Source organism: Aquabacterium sp. (assembly GCF_035476535.1).
GTDB lineage: Bacteria > Pseudomonadota > Gammaproteobacteria > Burkholderiales > Burkholderiaceae_C > Pseudaquabacterium.
Genome location: NZ_DATILJ010000319.1, coordinates 1 through 17,680 on the forward strand (window position 1 = coordinate 1; position 17,680 = coordinate 17,680).

Below are 17,680 nucleotides of genomic sequence, written 5' to 3' on the forward strand. Positions count from 1 at the left end.
CGCCGGAGCCGCGCGCTCGCACATCGAAATGCCGGGCACCACAGCCCGATCGACGGGGCATTGTCCGATACCTGCATCAAGTCACGGCAGGCGCTAGGGCGAAATCCGCCACGGTTTGCCCGGCTTGTCGCGTTGACAATCGCCCGTTCGTCACCGCCGCGCAGCGACACTACGCCGTTTCGCCCACTGGCCAGGCGGCCGCATTGCCGGCCCCGCGCCTCCGCCGACCCCGGCTCGCCAAAAACAACGCCCGATCATGTACGTTTGCCCGACCTGCAAGGCCCCCCTCGTCGATCTGAAATGTGCCGGCTGCGCGCGCGAATACGCGACGTCCCGGGGGATTCCGGTGCTGCTGTCCAAGGACACGCGCTTCGAGGCCGCGGCGGACATCGTCGATGTCTACGAGACGATCTACACGCAGCACACCGGCGTCTGGGTGAACCAGGGCCGGTCACCGGCGTTCATCGCCTACTTCGCCGGCCTGGTGCGCCGCCATGCGCCCCGGCGCTTGCTGGAGATCGGTTGCGGCGAAGGGGTGCTGCTGGCCGCGCTGCAGGCCGGCGAACGCCACGGGACCGAGCTCGCGGTGCAGGCGCTGGAACGCGCGCGCAGCCACAACAGCGACGCGCAGCTGTGCATCGCCCTCGGCGAAGAGCTGCCATTCGCAGACGCGTATTTCGATGTCATCGCCAGCGTCGGCGTGATGGAACACTTCATCGACGATCGGGCCGCGACCCGGGAGATCTACAGAGCGCTGGAACCCGGTGGTCGCTACCTGGTGCTGATCCACGTGCACCTGACGGCATGGCAGAGCCTGCAGCAGAAGATTGCCGAATACGTGTTCCCGCGCCCGCGGCCGCTGCGCCTGATGCGCTGGCTGGCCGGCAAGATCTTCCGGCCCATCCATCAGCCGGTCCAGAACGGCTACAGCGTCGCCAGCGCGCAGCGCTGCCTTGAAGAATGCGGCTTTGTCGTCGACGAGCTCATCCACAAGGCCAACACGCCCGCGGCACCGCTGATCGGCCCGCATGTGGTGATCTACGTCTGCCGCAAACCGGCGCCCTAATTCTTGTTGGCCTGTTCGATGAGACGGCCGGCAATCGAATCGGGCCTCACCGGCTCGATGTACAGCACAGCCGTGATGGGGAAGATGATGTGGTCGGCACCATTGATCTCGTTCTTGCGCTTCACCAGCGACAGGCGTGGCCGCCCAGCCTCGACCGCCGCTTCGCCGGCGACGCTGAACGCGTCCCGCAGCACAGGATGGTCGGTGCCCAGGTGATCGATTCGACCGTAGAACACGCTGCCATTGGTGAAGGTGACGGCATGGTAGGGCGCGGTGATCTGCGGCCTGTGGAACCGCCGCTGGTTCTGGTAGACCAGCACCATCAACAACGCGACGATGGCCACGCCAATGGCCCCGAAAACGGCGACTCGCATCGTTCGCTCCAAGTTGCACGAAGTGGCGACTATTGTTGCAGCGCGGGTCGCCTCTGCCATCAGCCTCTTGCGACATGAATATCCTGTACCTCTGCCATCGATTCCCGTTCCCGCCCAAGCGCGGCGGGAAGATACGCCCCTTCAACATGATTCGGCACCTGACGGCGCGCGGCCACGCCGTGACCGTGTGTTCGCTGGTGCGCTCGGCGGCCGAAGCCGATGAAGGGCGTGGCATCGCGCCGCATTGCGCGCACTTCGAGATGGGGGCGGTCAGCGAACCCATGCAGTGGGCGCGCATGATCGTGCGGCTGCCGCTGGTCACGCCCTCCTCGATGGGCTATTTCTACTCGCCGGATTTGGCCCGCCGGGTGCGAAGCTTGTTGCGTCAGCAGCACTGGGACCTGATCTTCGTGCACTGTTCATCGGTGGCCCAGTACGTGGCGCATGTCACCGACATCCCGAAGATCCTGGATTTCGGCGACATGGATTCGCAGAAGTGGCTCGAATACGCGGACCGCAAGCCCTTCCCCTTGTCGCTGGGCTACCGCCTCGAAGGCACGAAGATGCTGTGGGCCGAGAAGCGCCTGGCGCGCCGCTTCGACCTGTGCACCGCCACCACGCGAGCCGAGTGGCAAACGCTTGAAGACTATGGCACCGGCGCCGCCACCGACTGGTTTCCGAATGGCGTCGACGCCGACTACTTCAGCCCGGTCGACGCGCCCTATGACGCGGAGACGATCAGCTTCATCGGCCGCATGGACTACTACCCGAATCAGGAGTGCATGTCGCGCTTCTGCGCGCAGGTGTGGCCGATGCTCAAGGCCAGCCGGCCCCAGATGAAGCTGTTGATCGTCGGTGCCGACCCCTCGCCCGAGATGCGCGCACTGGGCCAGATCCCGGGCGTCACCGTCACCGGTTCGGTGCCCGACGTGCGGCCGCATGTGCGCAGTTCCGCGCTGATGGTGGCGCCGCTGGCCATCGCCCGCGGCACACAGAACAAGATCCTCGAGGCCATGGCGATGGGGGTGCCGGTCGTGACCAGCCGGGTCGCCGCAGGGGGTGTCGATGCGGAAGCGCCATCACACCTGCTGGTGGCCGACTCTGCGGCAGAGATCACACAGGCGATCCTGCGCATCGTCGAGAATCCCGCCGAGCGTCAGCGTCTGGCGGCGGCCGGCCGTGAGCGCATGCTGAGCCACCACGCCTGGCCGCGTTCAATGCAGCGGCTGGACGCCATCATCGAGCGTTGCCGCCAATCGTTCGCGCCCGTCATCGAAAGGACTGCATGAAGATCAGCATATTCGGCCTGGGTTACGTCGGCGCGGTGTCGCTGGCTTGCCTGTCGCGGGACGGCCATCAGGTCATCGGCGTCGATATCGACACCGCCAAGCTGGACCTCATCAAGGCCGGCAAGACCCCGGTCGTTGAAGAAGGCATGGTCGAACTGATGGCCCGCGTGGCCGCTGCCGGCAACGTCACCGTCAGCGCCGATGTGCGGCAAGCGGTACTCGACTCCGAGTTGTCACTGGTCTGCGTCGGCACGCCCTCGGCGCCGAACGGCAGCCAGGACCAGGGCGCGGTGCTGGGCCTGGCGCGCGAGATCGGCCGTGCGCTGGCGGACAAGACCATTCCGCATGTCGTGGTGTTTCGCTCGACGCTGGTGCCGGGCACCGTGGAAAACGTGCTGCGCCCCATCATCGAGGCGGAATCCGGCCGCCAGGACGGCGTGGACTTCCACCTGTGCTTCCAGCCCGAGTTCCTGCGCGAAGGCTCGTCGATACGCGACTACGACAAGCCACCGTTCACTGTGGTCGGCGCCAACCACGCTGCGGCCACCGAGAAGCTGCGCGCGCTGTTCGGTCACCTGCCCTGCAAGTTTCTCGAAACCTCGGTGCGCTCCGCCGAGATGATGAAGTACTGCTGCAACAACTTCCACGCGCTCAAGATCACTTTCGCCAACGAGACCGCGCGCCTGTGCGACGCACTGGGCGTCGACCCGTTCGAGGTAATGGACCTGGTCTGCCAGGACACGCAGCTCAACATCTCGCGGGCCTACCTGCGGCCCGGTTTTGCGTTCGGTGGCTCGTGCCTGCCCAAGGACCTGCGGGCCACCAGCTACCTGGCGCGCAACCATGATGTCGAGCTGCCGATGCTGTCCAACATCCTGGCGTCGAACCAGGCGCACCTGGCAGTGGCGCTGCGCAAGATCCTGGCCACCGGCAAACGCCGCATCGGCTTCGTCGGCCTGTCGTTCAAGACCGGTACCGACGACCTGCGCGAGAGCCCGCTGGTGACACTGGCCGAACACCTGATCGGCAAGGGCATGCAGCTCTCGTTCTACGACCCGGAGGTCCACCTGGCGCAACTGCTGGGTGCCAACCGCCGCTACATCGAAATGCACCTGCCGCACATTGGCCAACTGCTGCGGCCGCGCATCGACGAGGTTATTGCCGAAGCCGAGGTCCTGGTGGTCGGCCTGAGCGGCACCGATGTGCAACAGGCCTTGGCGCAGCAGTGCCGCGCCGATCAGCTGGTATTCGACCTGGTGAACCTGCCCGATCCAGCATCGATCCAGGCCCGCGTCGAAGGGCTTTGCTGGTAACCATGCCGCATCCTGACACCTTGATCGCCGGCGAGCCCCGCTTCGCGGACCAGCCGCTGGCTGACATCCTGCGCCAGGACGGCCCGGCCGCCGCCTGGCACCATGCGCTGCAGCAGTTGGGCCCGGCACGCGCAGCAGCAGCCGCGACGAATGGCTTCGCGGTCGGGCTGACCGGCGTGAATGGCAGCACGTTTCTCGCAGTCGACCGTTTCGCGATTCACAGCCTGTGCTATCGGCTCGTCGACGGACGCCTGCATTTCGCCGAACGCGCCGATCAACTCGGCGATGGCGATCTCGACCCGCAGGCGATCTTCGATTACCTGTACTTCCACTGCATCCCCTCGCCCCGCACGATCTTCCGCAACGTGTTCCGCCTGCCGCCCGGGCATTACGCGCTTTATGAAAACGGGCAGCTGACGGTGGCGCCTTACTGGGTGCCTGAATTCACTGAACCGCGCGGGCCAGTGTCGTTCGACGCGCTGAAGGCCGAGTTCCGCACGCTGCTGCGCGAGGCCGTCGCGACCCAACTGGACGGCAGCACCGCCGCCTGTTTCCTCAGCGGCGGCACCGACAGCTCCACCGTCGCCGGCATGGTGCGTGAAGCCACGGGCAAGCCGGCCGCTACCTACTCGATCGGCTTCGAAGCAGAAGGCTACGACGAGATGGCGTTCGCGCGCATCGCCGCGAAGCACTTCGGCACCGAGCACCACGAGTACTACGTGACACCGGCCGATCTGGTGCGCAGCATTGCCGATGTCGCCGGCTCCTACGACCAGCCCTTCGGCAATTCGTCGGCCCTGCCCGCCTACTACTGCGCACTGAGCGCCCGGCAGGACGGCGTCACGCGCATGCTGGCGGGCGACGGCGGCGACGAGCTGTTCGGCGGCAATTCCCGCTATGCCAAGCAACGGGTGTTCGGCTGGTACGCGCACGTGCCGGCCTCGCTGCGACGCAGCTTGGTGCAGCCCTTGTTCGAGCTGCCGGCGACCAGCCGCGTGCCGCTGCTGAAGAAGGGCTCGAGCTATGTCGAGCAGGCCAAGGTGCCGATGCCGGACCGGCTTCAGATGTACAACCTGCTGCTGCGCCTGGGCACGGCCGACGTGCTGGAGCCCCGGTTCCTGGCCCGCGTCGACTTGGGTTCGCCGGCGGCACAGCAGCGCGAGGTCTGGGCCCTGGCCCGGGCCGGCGACGAGTTGAACCGCACGCTGGCCTACGACTGGCGTTACACGCTGGCCGAGAGCGACCTGCCCAAGGTCAACGGCAGTGCGCGGCTGGCCGGCATGCAGGTGCGCTACCCGATGCTCGACGACCGCCTGCTCGACTTTTCGCTCGGCCTGCCGGCGGCGTACAAGCTCAAGGGGCTGAAGCTGCGCTGGTTCTTCAAGGAGGCGCTGCGCGGCTTCCTGCCCGACGAGATCATCACGAAGAAGAAACAGGGTTTCGGCCTGCCCTTCGGCGTCTGGCTCACGCGCCATGCACCGTTGATGGCGCTGGCTCAGGACTCGCTGGCCAGCCTGTCCGGACGCGGCATCGTGCGCCCCGCCTTCATCCGCCAACTGGTGGATCAACGCCTGCAGGAGCACCCCGGCTACTACGGCGAAATGATCTGGATCCTGATGATGCTGGAGCAATGGCTTCAGCGCCATGCACCGGGCTACCGCCTGACCGACTGAGCGCGCCCCCAACCTGCCGCTTCGCGTCAGGCGCCCTTGCGCAACAGGTTGCGCAGATCGGCCCAGAACGGCGCAGGGTCGTCGGCCGACCAGACGTAGTAGCGCACCCGCGGGCGCAGGAAGTCGCCCACGAAGCGGCCCAGCTCGGCCAGGCGGCGCACACGAAACAGACGGTCCTTGATGGCCGACGGCTGCAGCCACAGGCGATGCAGGCGCTTGAGTTCGGTCGCCGCCATGCGGCATCGCAGATCGTCACGCGCCGGTGGCACGCCAGGCGTCGGCCAGCCCATCGCGCTGCGATGCGCCAGCAGCGCGAAGCCGGCGCCGGCATGGGCGGCCAGCGGGAAACTGCCCCAAAAGCGGCCGTTGATCTCCATCAGCACGGCGCGTCCGGTGGCGAGGTCGAGGCGGTACTCGACCATCGCGACCCCTTCCCAACCGATGGCGCGCAGCAAATCGATCGAACGCTGCTGAAGCGCACGATGCTGGTCCAGCGGCACGGCATCGCACACGCTGGAGAAGCCGCCTTCAGGCGGCCATTCGGCAATGCGCAGGTGCTGGAAGCGCTGCACCACCTGGCCATCGCGCAGGAAGAAGAACTGCCCCAGGCCACGCCCGGCGCAATACTGCTGCACCAGCGGCCATTGGCCGATCGGCGCGTAGCGCCTGCCGATGGCCAGCAACTCTTCGGCCGAGTACACGTATTCGGCCTTCATGAGTTCGAGTCCGGCAGCGCCCAGCGCGGCGGCGACGGCCCCCGGATCCTTCCACTTCAGCACCGCGGGAAACGGAAAGCTCGCCGCGATGCGCTGCAGATCGTCCAGCGACGCCGGCTCCTCGGTCCGTGGCACGTCGATGCCCTGGGCCGCCGCCACCTGCAGCGTGCGCCCCTTGTCCAGCGCCGCGGCGAAGGCGTCGTCAGGCGGCAAGGCCAGCCGCAAAGTCGGCTCCAGCGTGCGGCGCTGCGTCGCGAGCCAGGCCATGTTGGCCTCCGACACGGTCACCAGGCTGCAAGGGCCGTGACGGCGGCCCAGCTCGAGCAGCGCTGCCAGCATGGCCGGGCTGCGCGGCGTGGCCACGATGCGCGACTCGGCAACGAAGCGTGACGCCAACCCGATGGCCTTGGCGTCGTGGCTGACCGCGATGACGCGCACACCGGCGCGACCCAGCTCGCGCACGATGGCCAGTCCGATCTGCGATTCGACGCCGAGCACGATGCACGTGCCCTGAGCCTCACTGGGCGCCGGCTTCACGCTGCCTCCTTCGCATCAGGTCCTGCAGGCCGGCCAGGCGTCGCGCAATGGCCGCCTTCAGCAGGTGCCGCTTGTTTTCGGTGAGGTAGCCGATGCCGACGACCGACAGCGCCGTGAGCAGCGTGACGCACCACCAGAAGCCCTTGCCGCTGTTGTCTCCGCGCAGCACCGCGCCCCAGAACAGGAACAGCGGTTGATGCAACAGGTACAGCGAGAAGGTGTAGCCGGCGACCCAGCGAACCGGGCGCTCGACCCGCAGCAGCCAGGCACCGAGTTGCGGTGCGACGCGGCGCATCCCGGCAAAGTTGCTGAACACCAGCACGCCGAGCACGTAGTCGCCGACGAAGAACTTCGAGAACGTGAGCTGCGTGTGCCGATCGGCGCCCAGCCAGGCCTTGAACCAGGCCGTCACGGCATCGAACCAGCCGATGGCATGCAAGCCCACGATGAGCACCAGGGAGCCAAAGACGAGCGCCCAGGCCAGGGCCAGCGGCATCGTGTCCAGGCGGCGCCAGCGGTACAGCAGCACGCCTGCCCACCAGATCGGCGCCAGCAGCAGGATCTTCGGCCCGAGCAAGGCTGCCATTGCGAGCACGGCCACGATGGCCAACCGAGGCGGCAAGAACATCACCAGGCCGAACAGCACGTAATACCAGAGCTCGTAGGTGATCGACCAGTACGGCACGTTCGACAGGCTGGTGATCGAGACGAACCAAAGCTCGTTGAGCATCAGCAGGCTGGCCAGTGAGCGCACCGCCAGCTGGTCATAGGGGTAGCCGCCGTAAGCGGCGGGCAGCAATTGCCGCCCCACGGTATCGAGCACCAGGGTCAGCGCCAAGGCCGGCAAGACCACCGAATACACACGCGACAAGCGGCTGGCCGAGTAGCTGATCCAGTCGCGTTCCTTGGTGTCGGTGATGTAGGCAATGACGAAGCCCGACAGTACGAAGAACACGATCACCGAACTGTGCCCGTAGTGCGCGAAGGGCAGGACATCGGCCACCAGCCAGCGCTGGTTGGAGTGGTACAGGTACACCAGACACGCGGCGCCGAAACGCACCAGGTCCAGGTAGATGGAGAAGGCTCGGTTCATGCGCGTGGTTCAGAGCCGGCGCAAGGCCTGTTCAGCGAACCGCCAGCCGGTGGCCCAGGGCCCGGCCGACGGGCGCACCGGCCGGTCCGCGCCAGCCGTGCCCGTGCTCAGCGGAAAGCTGCCGACGCGGAAACGATCACGCTGCGCGGACAGCCATGCGCACAGCGTTTCGAAACGGCGCACGACGATGTTGTCGGGCTCGCTGCTGCCCGGGCGCAGCATTTCGAAGTTGTGCGACACGATGACGAAGTGCTCGCGGCCGCGATCGGCTGCGCCCGACAAGGCGGCGCGCATCTCGGCGAAGCTGCAGGCGCCGACCTGGGCCGGGCGCAGCCGGCCGAAGCCGTCGCGGAACACCGTCAGCGGATAGCTCACGACACCGTCGATCAAGCCGGGCAGCGCGCACCGCTGGCCGGCGTCGATGTCGGCAGCGCTGCCCGACCAGGCTTCGTTGATGCTGCTGTCGACGGTGATGCCGTTGCGGCGCAATGCGCCGTAGGTGCCGGCGTTGGCGGCAAAGCTGCCGGCGCGGAAGGCGCTCACCGGGCGACCGGTCTCGGTTTCGAGCAACTGTTTGCCGAAGCGGATCAGGGCGGTCTGCTCGTCGGGCGTGTAGAAGCTCAGGTGCTGGCGCTTGACGGACACATCGTCCAGGATGGGCGGCCTGATCTCGTCGGTCCATTCCGGGTGCAGGTGCAACTGCACGTCCTGGCCGGCTGCCTCGATCATGCGGACGATGCGCGCGAGGTAGCTTTGCCCGAAACGCGCGGCAAACAGCGGCTCGACGAAGAACACGCCCCGCAAGCCGTTGCGCTGCAGGATTTCCAGCGTCTTCGGCAGCGCGTACTCGCCGCGCGACGAGCGGCCGTAGACATAGCGCTCAAAGGCCGCGGGAAAGCGTTCATCGAGCTGGGACCAGCCGTTGCACCAGACCTCGACATCGAAGCTCAGGTAGACATTCATCGCCGCGCCTCGCCCATCGGCAGCTGGCCCCTGCGGGCAGCCACCAGGTTGCGCACCGCCGACTCGATCAACGTGAAGCAGGTGGCGAAGTAGGCATCCGACAGGCCGTGCGGATCGTGCAGGTGAATGCGGTGCGGCGAGGCCCAATGGCCGAGCAGCGCGATGCTGTTGCTGGCGAAGCCGGCCGCAACCAGGCGCCGCGCGTGCCGCACCTCCATCACCAGCAGCAAGTCGCCGGGCCGAGGCTGATGGTCGGTGATGTCGGTGGCCCGGTGTGCGCCGAGGTCGACGCCATGGCGTTGTGCGCAGTGCAGCGCCACGGGATTCGCGGGCGCACCGGTGGTCGTCGACAAACCGATCGACACCGTGTCGACCCCCATCGACTGCGCCACCGCGGCCGCGAAGGCGCTGCGATTGATGTTGCCCAGGCAGACGAAAACCAGGCGCTGCACCGTGGCCGGCGGCGGGGCGAGCCAGGTGTCCAGGCGGCCCGTCAGGTACTCCGCTTCGCCGAGCAGGCAGCGCACCCAGCCGCGCCAGGTGCCATGGTTGGCTTCGATCAGGCGCAAGGCCCGCGGCCCTTGCACGATGGCCGCTGTCATCGGGCGAACAGGTTGTGTGCCAGGCGTGCGCCGAAGCGTGCCCGGGTGCGGTCCCAGGGCGAGAAGCGCGGCAGCTGGAAACGGTCGGTCGACCGGCGTGCCGCGCCCCATGCGGTGGACACCGCCGCCTCGAAGCCGAGCTCGCGCGCCAGCGCCACCGATTGCGGCGAATAGTCCTCGCCGGGCTTGCCGTTGGGGTAGGCGAACAGCCGCACCGGTTCGCCGAGCAAGGCCTCGAGCGCCTGTTTGCTGGCCCTCATTTCCGCACGCGCTGCATCGGGCTGCAGCCGCGCCAGGATCGGGTGCGACACGGTGTGTGCGCCGATGCCCATGCCGGCGGCGCGCATCGCGCGCACTTGTGGCGAGCTCATCATCAGGTCGGTGGGGGGTGCCACCTGCGCGCAGGCGGCGATGTCATCGACGAGGTTCTGCCGCGCGTCGATGTCCAGGTACTTGATGCGGCCAATCAGTGTGTCGATGGCCTGCCGGCGCTGTGCCGGCGTGGCCGTGTCATGCGCGCCCAGCGGCAAGGCCAGGCGATCGAGGTCCAGGCGCGCCAGCGGCGTGCGGCGCAGCGATTCGATGACGGTGTCGTTCCACATGCGCCCGCCGTCGAGGAAACCGGTGGCGACGAAAAAGGTCGCGCAGAGCCCGTGGCGCTGCAGGATGGGCAGCGCCACATCATGGTTGTCGGCATAACCGTCGTCGAAGGTGATCGCCAACGCGCGCGGTGGCAGCGATGCCGCATCCAACCGCGCCACCGCCTGGTCCAGCGGCAGCACGTTGAACCAGGCCGCGAGCCAGCCGCAGATCGCATCGAACTGCGCGGCACTGATCTCCTCGGGAAACAGCGGGTCCGGCTCAGGCAGCACGCGGTGGAAGATCAGCACCGACAGGCGGGCCCGCTCGCCCGCCGGAGAAAGCGCGCCGAGCAACGGTTTCAGCAGAGGGTCCAACAGCGCGTCAAGCATCGCTGGTCGCCGGCTCGGTGCCCGCCACGTGGCTGACGATGTAGCGGAACTTGCCGGACTTCTCCGGCGGGATGTGGTCCACCATTTCCAGCACCACATCCACCGATTCGCCCAGCCGGCGCTTGAAGCCACGCACGATGTCGCCGTGGCGGGCACCGTCGAAGCCTTCGCCCGCGACGATCTGCACGCGGGTGCACAAGCGCGACTCCTGCACGACCTTGAAGGCCTGCAGGCCGGGCAGGTCACGCAGGATGTAGATGAGGGCCAGCCCGTGCATCACGGTGCCGTCGGCAGCGACGACGAAATCGGTGGTGCGACCCTGGATTTCTTCCAACAGCGGCAGGCCACGGCCGCAACTGCAGCTGCGGGTGGCGAATGTCGCGACATCGCCGGTGCGGTAGCGCACGAACGGAAAGTCGCGCGTCGCCAGGTGCGTGACGACCACTTCGCCCGGGCTGCCGTGGGGCACCGGCTGGCCCTTGGCATCGACCAGCTCGACGATCACGTCCTCGGCCGTCAGGTGCATGCCGCCTGCCGGGCACTCATGCGCGATGAAACCCGCGTCGCGGCCGCCGTAGCCGTTGGCCACGCTGCAGCCGAAGGCACGCGAGATGCTGCGGCGCTGGTCGTCGTACAGCCGCTCGCTGGTGACGAAGACGACGCGCACGCCCAGGTCGTCGAGGCGCACACCGCGCTTCTCGGCATGGCGCGCGATGTGCGCCAGCGCCGACGGATAGCCGAACAGCATGCGCGGCCGGCGGCGACGGATCGCGGCAACGAAACCGTCGAGCCTCTCTTCGCTCATCTCGAAGGCCGACAGCAGTTCCGTGCGCAGCAGCGCGTCGCGCACGCGGCGCACCCGGTCCTGGGCGCCCAGCTCGATCGGCGAGCCCCAGACCACCATCTCGGGGTCGCCGATGTCCACTCCCCACCAGCGCGTGGCGCGCCACTTGGCGGCGACGTCGTGGCTGACGCGTTCGTTGCCGATGTAGAAGATCAGCGGCTCGCCGGACGAGCCACCGGTGTTCAGCCGCACCAGCCGTCGGGCCGCGGCATGCTTGAGCGCATCCCCCTGGCCACGGATGACGGCCTTGGTCAGGAACGGCAGCGCCTGCAGGTCCTGGATGCGCTGCACGCCGGACGGGTCGAAGCCTTGCTGGCGGAAGAGGTCGCGGTAGTACGGGACATGGTCTCCGATGTCCTGCAGCAGCGAGCGCAGGCGCGCGACGCGCAGTTCATCCAGCTGCTCAGCACCCAGCCATTGGGTTTTTTCCATGCGGCGACGCACGGCGACGCTGTCGTGGCCTTTGAGTCGCTCGTGCAGCGGGAACAGGAACGAAGAAGCGAAACGGGTGTACATCGGCGTGGTCGGCAGGCGGCGCGTCAGGCCATCGCCGAGCGGTAGATTTCGGACAGCAGCGGGGCGACCCGGCTCCAGGTGTAGCGCTGAACCTCGTCGAGGCCCGCGCGGGCCAGGCGCTGGCGCAACGCGTCATCGGCGAGCAGGCGAATCACCGCGGCGGCCATTGCCGCCGGGTCGCGCACCGGCACCAGCAGCGCCGTGCTCTCGTGGCGCACCATGAACGGCACGCCGCCGACATCGGTGCTGACGACCGGCACGCCGCTGGCCATCGATTCGAGCAGCGAGTTCGGCATGTTGTCAGCCAGGCTCGGGTTGAGCGCTATATCGCTGTCGCGATAGGCCTCGGCCATCTGGTCGGGGTTCAGGCGGCCGGCGAAGCGAACGCCGGCGGCCAGCCCGAGCTCTTCGGCCAGCCGGCGCAGGCGCGCTTCCTCGGGACCGCTGCCGGCCAATGTGAGCGTGGCGGCGGGGTGGCGCTCGCGCACGATCACCAGCGCCCGGATGGCGGTCTCGTTGTCGTACAGCGCTTCCAGGTTGCGTGCCACCAGCAGGCGCGGTGCGTCGCCGGCCGGCCGCTGGCCAGGCCTGAAGCGCGCCAGGTCGACGATGTTCGGCAGCACCTGCGAGGCCATGCCATGACTGCCGAACACCTGCTCCAGGAAGCCCGAAGGCACGACCAGCCGCGCAGCACGCCGCATCGTCCAGCGCACCAGTTTCTGCGAACGCGCGAGAAAGGCGCCGGCCTCTCCCCCCCGGTAGTTGACGACCACCGGCACGCGCCGCAGCGCGGCGATCCAGATCGCCGGCGCGGCGAACAGGTGCCAGGCCCAGCCCGAGTTGGCCATCACATGGAAGACATCGCTGCGGCCCGCCGCACGCCACAGCGCAACCAGGAAAGGAATCAGCCGAAAGAGCGCGCGCACGCCCGGCAACTGCGCTGCCCAGGCCGGCCGGTAAGGGGCGTTGGACTGAACCACGCTGACAGCTGCACCATCCGCACGCAGCAGTTCGGCGAGTTGTCGCGTCTGGTTGGCCATGCCGCCGGCGGGCGGCGGCAGCGGGCCGACCAGCCCGATGCGAAGACTTGTGAAGCCCATCACCCCGGAGCCGGCACGAGTGCCGCGTAAGGTGCGGGGTAGCGCGCGACCGAATTGCGCCAGTTGCGCTCGGTCTCGACGTAGTGCCGCCCGGCCGCACGCAGCTGAGGCCATATCGCCCGCTGAGCCAGCAGTTCGGCCAGCGCGTCGGCCAGCGCCTGCGCGCTGTCGGCCTTGAACAGCCAGCCGTTGTCGCGGTGGCGGATCAGCTCGCGGTGGCCGCCCACATCGGACGCCACGAACAAGCGGCCTTGCGCCATCGCCTCCAGTGGCTTGAGCGGCGTCACCAGCTCCGTCAGCCGCATCGAACGGCGCGGGTAGGCCAGCACGTCGATCAGATCGTAGTAGCGCTGCACCTCGGCATGGGGGACGCGGCCGACAAAGATGACCTTGTCCTCCAGCCCCAGGCGCTTGGCTTGCGCCTTCAACGCCGCTTCCTGCTTGCCGCCGCCGACCAGCAGCAGCCGCACGCCGGGATCGCGCTGCAGCAGCAGCGCCGCCGCATCGAGCAGCAGGTCCAGGCCTTCGTAGCCGTAGAACGAGCCGATGAATCCGATGACCGTCTTGCCCTCCAGGCCGTAACGCGCCTGCAGCGCCGGGTCGGGCTGGCCGCCGGGTTCGAAGGACTCGATGTCGACCGCGTTGGGAATCACCGTGACCTTGGTCGGGTCGATGCCGCCGCGCGCGACGATGTCGCTGCGCAGCCCTTCGCAGATGGTGAACACATGCGCGACGCGGCGCAACGCGTAGGTCTCCATGCGGCGCGACAGCCAATAGCGCAGACTGCCTTCCCGCGTTGTGCCATGGTCAACCGCACCGTCTTCCCAGAATGCGCGCACCTCGTAGACCACGGGGATGTTCAGGCGCCGGCCGACGCGCAGCGCGGGCAGCGCGTTGAGCACCGGCGAATGCACGTGCAGCAGATGCGGCTTGACGCGGCCAGCCACGTCGAGCAGGCGGTTCTCCAGCTGCCGCATCAGCGCCAGCTCACCCAGGCCCGGCAACGACGGGGCCTTGCCCACCGCCGCCGGCGTCCGGTAGAAATGCCAGCCGTCTACCGTCTCTTCGAGTTCGCTCGTCGCGCTGTGCTTGGGGCTGGTGATGTGGCTCGTCGACCAGCCGAGCCGGCGCTGTTCGCGCAGGATCGACAGCGTGCGAAAGGTGTAGCCACTGTGCAGCGGGATCGAGTGGTCCAGCACATGAAGGACACGCAAGCCCATCACGCCATCACCATGTCCGCCGGCTCGGTGGGCGACGGTGCCACGGCGCCATCGACCACGTTGCGCAGGAAGGCTTCGAACATCAGCAGCGTCCACAGCGATGCGCTGTAGTCGCGCGCGCCCGACTGGTGGGCTTCGACCAGGTGAGTCAGGTAGGCCGGGTTGAACCAACCGGTGGCGGCCAGGCGCGGGCCCAGCACGGCGTCGCGCACACGCTGCTTCAAGGGGCCGCGGAACCAGCGCGCCAGCGGCACGGCAAAGCCCATCTTCGGCCGGTACAGGATGTCATCGGGCAGCTTGGGCTCCATCGCTTTCTTCAGCAGGTACTTGCCTTCCTGGCCGCGAACTTTCAGCGACGAGGGCAGCGTGGCCAGCCATTCGACCAGTTCGTGATCCATCAGCGGCTCGCGCACTTCGAGCGAATGCGCCATGCTGGCGCGGTCGACCTTGGTGTTGATGTCGCCGACCAGGTAGGTCTTCAGGTCCAGGTACTGGATCAGCGCCAGCGGGTCTTCGGTGCCGGCCTGCGCGGCATGTCGCTCGAACACCTGCTGCGCGTTGTAGCCCGCCAGCGCGGACTTGAACTTCGGGCTGAACAGTTCGTCCCGCATCGGATCCCGCAGGATCGAGACCGAATGGAAATACGCCTCGACCGAACTGCGCGCCATGCCTTCGAAGGTGGTCTTGGCGCGGAACATGCGCGGCGCCCAGTCGGCCTTGGGGTAGACCTTGCCGAGCAGGCCGAACAGCGGGCGGCGCAGCGTGGGCGGCAGCGCCGAGCGCATGCGCTCTTCCATCAAGTGCAGGCGATAACGCCGATAGCCGCCGAAGCTCTCGTCGCCGCCATCGCCGGACAGCGCCACCGTCACACGCTTGCGCGCGAGTTGGCAGACGCGGTAGGTGGGGATCGCCGAACTGTCGGCATAGGGCTCGTCGTACAGACGCGCCAGCGTGTCGATCAGGTCGAAGTCGTCGCTCTTGACGGTCTCGACGAAGTGGTTCGTCTTGTAGCGGTCGGCCACCGTCTGCGCAAAGGCCGACTCGTTGAAGGCCGGGTCGTCGAAGCCGATCGAACAGGTGTTGACCGGCTCGCTGGAGACACCGGCCATCATCGCGACCACCGCGCTCGAATCGACGCCGCCGGACAGGAAGGCGCCGAGCGGCACTTCGGCGATCAGACGCAGCCTGACCGACTCTTCAAGGCGCTGGCGCAACTCCGCGCAGGCTTCTTCGGCGCCGATCGGGTTGTCCAGGCTGAAGCGCACGTCCCAGTAAGCCTTGGGCTGCGGCATCGGCTCGCCACGGCGCCAGCACAGCGTGTGCGCCGGCGGCAGCTTGAGGGCCTGCGTGAAGATCGTGCGGGGTTCGGCCACATAACCGAGCGCAAAGTATTCTTCGACCGCCAGCGGGTCGATGTCGCGCTTCAATCCGCCATGGGCGAGCAGCGACTTCAGCTCCGATCCGAACAACAGCATGCCGTCGTCGAGCACGGCATAGAACATCGGCTTGACGGCCAGCCGGTCGCGCGCCATGAAGAAGGTCTGGCGATTGCGATCCCACAGCGCGAACGCGAACATGCCGCGAAAGCGCTTGACGCAGTCTTCGCCCCACGACTCCCAGGCGTGCACGATGACTTCGGTGTCGCTCTTGGTGTGGAACACATGGCCGAGCGCCTGCAGCTCCGGGATCAGCGACTGGTAGTTGTAGATCTCGCCGTTGAACACCACCACCACCGAACCGTCCTCGTTGAACAGCGGTTGCTGGCCGGTGGCGATGTCGATGATCGACAGGCGCCGATGGCCCAGCCCGAGGCCCGGCTCGAGATGCAGGCTGCCCTCGTCCGGTCCGCGGTGGTGCTGCGAGTCGTTCATGCGTTGCAGCACGCTGCGGTCGATGGCGCGCTGCCCACGGGTGTCGAAAAGGCCTGTGATTCCGCACATGGTTGTCAGCTCGTCCGGTGATGAATGCGCCTGTGGCGCAACTGCTGGTCGTAGACGGCCTGGTAGCTCGCCACCATGGCCTGCATGCTGAATTGTCGTTCGGCCGCGCTGCGTCCGGCACGACCCATCGCAGCGGCCGAATCCGGATCTTGCGCCAGCTGCACGATGGCCTGCGCCATGGCACTCGCATCGGCCGGCGGCACGACCCAACCCGTGGACCCCTGGGACACCAGCTCGGCGTTGCCGCCCACCTGGGTGGCGATGACGGCCAAGCCGCTGGCCATCGCCTCCAGGATGGTATTGGAGATCCCTTCGGCCAAAGACGGCAGCACGAAACAACTCAAGCCCCGCATGACTTCTGCCACATCGCTGCGCTCGCCGGGCAGCCAGCACAGCTCGGCCATGCCGGCTTCGCCGACGATGGAGCGCACCGTCTCCAGCAGCGGGCCGCCGCCAATCATCACCAGGCGCAGGCGCTGCCGCAAGTCGGGCTGCTGCTGCAGCGCCTGGACAAACGCACGCGCCAGCGTCGGCTGATCCTTGACCTGCTGCATGCGGCCGACAGTGCCGATCAGCCAGTGCTCGTCGGGCGAAAACGGGCAGCCGTCAAGGTCCGGCCGGAGCCCGGTCGCGGGCCGGAATCGCTCGGTGTCGACGCCGTTGTAGATCTGGCTCATCGCGGCGGCCGGCACATGGACCTTGTCGCGCAAGTAGTGCGCCAGATCGGTCGACAGCGCGATGTAGTGACTGACCCACGGCCGGTAGGCCCGTCGCAGCCACTGGTAGCGGCGATTGTTGCCATCGAGATCGCCGACGTCCCGCCCATGCTCACCGTGGATGCGCACCGGCACGCCTGCGGCCCAGGCCGGCAGCACGCACTCCAGCGCGGCCAGGTTGCGGGTGTGCACGATCGCCGGTTTCAAGCTGCGGAACAGACGGTACAGGCGCGGATAGAGCCGCAGCGCGTGGCCGGGCGGCTTGTTCAGCGCGATGAAGCGCACGTCGTCGCGCCGGACACGGCGGCTGAAGCCGGTGACCTCGGTCAAGGCCAGCACCACGTGCTCGTAGGCGCCGACCGGCATGTGGTTGATCAGGTTGACGACGCCGTTCTCGAGCCCACCCGTGTCGAATCGATAGACCACATGCACGACCAGCGGCCGAGCGCCCACCGCCTCTACAGGCGCCACACCCGATATCCGGCAGCCTGCAAAGTGCCCGGGTCGAACGCCGCCTTCACGTCGATGAACGCGCCACCCTTGATCAACTTTTTCGCGAAGTCCTCGCAGGTGAGCCCGGCATATTCCTTGTGGGCCACTGCAGCCACGATCGCATCGGCGCGCGGCAGCGCGTCCCACGACAGCAGGTTCACGCCGTACTCGTGCATCGCTTCGTCGGCTTCAGCCTGTGGATCGGTGACGCAGACTTCGACGCCATAGGACTGCAGTTCATGGATGATGTCGATG

At 67.6% G+C, this 17,680-nt stretch carries 16 protein-coding genes; 4 read left to right on the forward strand and 12 right to left on the reverse strand.

Going from position 1 to position 17,680, the window contains the following annotated elements; genetic code table 11:
• The first annotated feature begins 346 nt into the window (after positions 1–346).
• The gene (locus tag VLK61_RS30650; protein WP_325427265.1) at positions 347–1,066 is read left to right on the forward strand and encodes a class I SAM-dependent methyltransferase; all 720 of its coding nucleotides are present in this window, start codon (positions 347–349) and stop codon (positions 1,064–1,066) included.
• On the opposite strand, the gene VLK61_RS30655 is transcribed toward VLK61_RS30650, so the two are convergent.
• On the reverse strand, positions 1,063–1,440 hold the full coding sequence (locus VLK61_RS30655) for a hypothetical protein (protein WP_325427267.1): 378 nt from the start codon (positions 1,438–1,440) through the stop codon (positions 1,063–1,065). The genes VLK61_RS30650 and VLK61_RS30655 overlap by 4 nt on opposite strands.
• A gap of 74 nt (positions 1,441–1,514) precedes the next feature.
• On the opposite strand from VLK61_RS30655, the gene VLK61_RS30660 reads away from it, so the two are divergent.
• The 3 genes from VLK61_RS30660 to VLK61_RS30670 are packed head-to-tail and all read left to right on the forward strand — an operon-like array spanning position 1,515 to position 5,715.
• Positions 1,515–2,729: a TIGR03087 family PEP-CTERM/XrtA system glycosyltransferase gene (locus VLK61_RS30660; protein ID WP_325427269.1), complete on the forward strand. Its 1,215-nt coding sequence runs from the start codon at positions 1,515–1,517 to the stop codon at positions 2,727–2,729.
• Positions 2,726–4,042, forward strand: a complete 1,317-nt coding sequence (locus VLK61_RS30665; protein WP_325427271.1) for a nucleotide sugar dehydrogenase — start codon at positions 2,726–2,728, stop codon at positions 4,040–4,042. The genes VLK61_RS30660 and VLK61_RS30665 overlap by 4 nt, the downstream gene beginning before the upstream one ends.
• Before the next feature lie 2 nt (positions 4,043–4,044).
• Positions 4,045–5,715, forward strand: coding sequence for an asparagine synthetase B family protein (locus VLK61_RS30670; protein ID WP_325427273.1), 1,671 nt, complete (start codon positions 4,045–4,047; stop codon positions 5,713–5,715).
• Between the two features lie 26 nt (positions 5,716–5,741).
• On the opposite strand, the gene VLK61_RS30675 is transcribed toward VLK61_RS30670, so the two are convergent.
• From VLK61_RS30675 to VLK61_RS30725, 11 genes are all read right to left on the reverse strand, one after another.
• Positions 5,742–6,968, reverse strand: coding sequence for a hypothetical protein (locus VLK61_RS30675; RefSeq protein WP_325427275.1), 1,227 nt, complete (start codon positions 6,966–6,968; stop codon positions 5,742–5,744).
• Positions 6,949–8,061 (reverse strand): acyltransferase family protein, encoded by a 1,113-nt coding sequence (locus tag VLK61_RS30680; RefSeq protein ID WP_325427277.1) that lies wholly within the window; start codon positions 8,059–8,061, stop codon positions 6,949–6,951. Before VLK61_RS30680 ends, VLK61_RS30675 begins: the two co-directional genes overlap by 20 nt.
• 9 nt (positions 8,062–8,070) lie before the next feature.
• On the reverse strand, positions 8,071–9,024 hold the full coding sequence (locus VLK61_RS30685; protein WP_325427279.1) for a polysaccharide deacetylase family protein: 954 nt from the start codon (positions 9,022–9,024) through the stop codon (positions 8,071–8,073).
• Positions 9,021–9,626: a hypothetical protein gene (locus tag VLK61_RS30690; protein ID WP_325427281.1), complete on the reverse strand. Its 606-nt coding sequence runs from the start codon at positions 9,624–9,626 to the stop codon at positions 9,021–9,023. Before VLK61_RS30690 ends, VLK61_RS30685 begins: the two co-directional genes overlap by 4 nt.
• Positions 9,623–10,597: a polysaccharide deacetylase family protein gene (locus VLK61_RS30695; protein ID WP_325427283.1), complete on the reverse strand. Its 975-nt coding sequence runs from the start codon at positions 10,595–10,597 to the stop codon at positions 9,623–9,625. The genes VLK61_RS30690 and VLK61_RS30695 overlap by 4 nt, the downstream gene beginning before the upstream one ends.
• Positions 10,590–11,957, reverse strand: a complete 1,368-nt coding sequence (locus VLK61_RS30700) for a phenylacetate--CoA ligase family protein (RefSeq protein ID WP_325427285.1) — start codon at positions 11,955–11,957, stop codon at positions 10,590–10,592. The genes VLK61_RS30695 and VLK61_RS30700 overlap by 8 nt, the downstream gene beginning before the upstream one ends.
• A 23-nt stretch (positions 11,958–11,980) precedes the next feature.
• The gene (locus tag VLK61_RS30705; protein ID WP_325427287.1) at positions 11,981–13,057 is read right to left on the reverse strand and encodes a glycosyltransferase family 4 protein; all 1,077 of its coding nucleotides are present in this window, start codon (positions 13,055–13,057) and stop codon (positions 11,981–11,983) included.
• A complete protein-coding gene (locus tag VLK61_RS30710) occupies positions 13,057–14,271 on the reverse strand; it encodes a TIGR04063 family PEP-CTERM/XrtA system glycosyltransferase (RefSeq protein ID WP_325427295.1) in 1,215 nt (404 codons plus the stop codon). Before VLK61_RS30710 ends, VLK61_RS30705 begins: the two co-directional genes overlap by 1 nt.
• Positions 14,272–14,276: 5 nt before the next feature.
• Positions 14,277–16,217 carry an XrtA/PEP-CTERM system amidotransferase gene (locus tag VLK61_RS30715; protein ID WP_325427289.1) on the reverse strand — a complete coding sequence of 647 codons (1,941 nt, stop codon included), beginning with the start codon at positions 16,215–16,217 and terminating at the stop codon, positions 14,277–14,279.
• A 5-nt stretch (positions 16,218–16,222) separates the two neighbouring features.
• Positions 16,223–17,404 carry a TIGR03088 family PEP-CTERM/XrtA system glycosyltransferase gene (locus VLK61_RS30720; protein ID WP_325427291.1) on the reverse strand — a complete coding sequence of 394 codons (1,182 nt, stop codon included), beginning with the start codon at positions 17,402–17,404 and terminating at the stop codon, positions 16,223–16,225.
• Positions 17,392–17,680, reverse strand: a 289-nt coding sequence (locus VLK61_RS30725; RefSeq protein ID WP_325427293.1) for a UDP binding domain-containing protein, incomplete at its 5' end; no start/stop codon positions are given. The genes VLK61_RS30720 and VLK61_RS30725, both read right to left, overlap by 13 nt.

Coding starts and splice junctions, on each gene's coding strand:
- VLK61_RS30705 (WP_325427287.1), bottom strand. CDS start 13,057: ATGGGCTTCACAAGTCTTCGCATCGGGCTGGTCGGCCCGCTGCCGCCG.
- VLK61_RS30680 (WP_325427277.1), bottom strand. CDS start 8,061: ATGAACCGAGCCTTCTCCATCTACCTGGACCTGGTGCGTTTCGGCGCC.
- VLK61_RS30715 (WP_325427289.1), bottom strand. CDS start 16,217: ATGTGCGGAATCACAGGCCTTTTCGACACCCGTGGGCAGCGCGCCATC.
- VLK61_RS30665 (WP_325427271.1), top strand. CDS start 2,726: ATGAAGATCAGCATATTCGGCCTGGGTTACGTCGGCGCGGTGTCGCTG.
- VLK61_RS30685 (WP_325427279.1), bottom strand. CDS start 9,024: ATGAATGTCTACCTGAGCTTCGATGTCGAGGTCTGGTGCAACGGCTGG.
- VLK61_RS30690 (WP_325427281.1), bottom strand. CDS start 9,626: ATGACAGCGGCCATCGTGCAAGGGCCGCGGGCCTTGCGCCTGATCGAA.
- VLK61_RS30700 (WP_325427285.1), bottom strand. CDS start 11,957: ATGTACACCCGTTTCGCTTCTTCGTTCCTGTTCCCGCTGCACGAGCGA.
- VLK61_RS30670 (WP_325427273.1), top strand. CDS start 4,045: ATGCCGCATCCTGACACCTTGATCGCCGGCGAGCCCCGCTTCGCGGAC.
- VLK61_RS30660 (WP_325427269.1), top strand. CDS start 1,515: ATGAATATCCTGTACCTCTGCCATCGATTCCCGTTCCCGCCCAAGCGC.
- VLK61_RS30655 (WP_325427267.1), bottom strand. CDS start 1,440: ATGCGAGTCGCCGTTTTCGGGGCCATTGGCGTGGCCATCGTCGCGTTG.
- VLK61_RS30695 (WP_325427283.1), bottom strand. CDS start 10,597: ATGCTTGACGCGCTGTTGGACCCTCTGCTGAAACCGTTGCTCGGCGCG.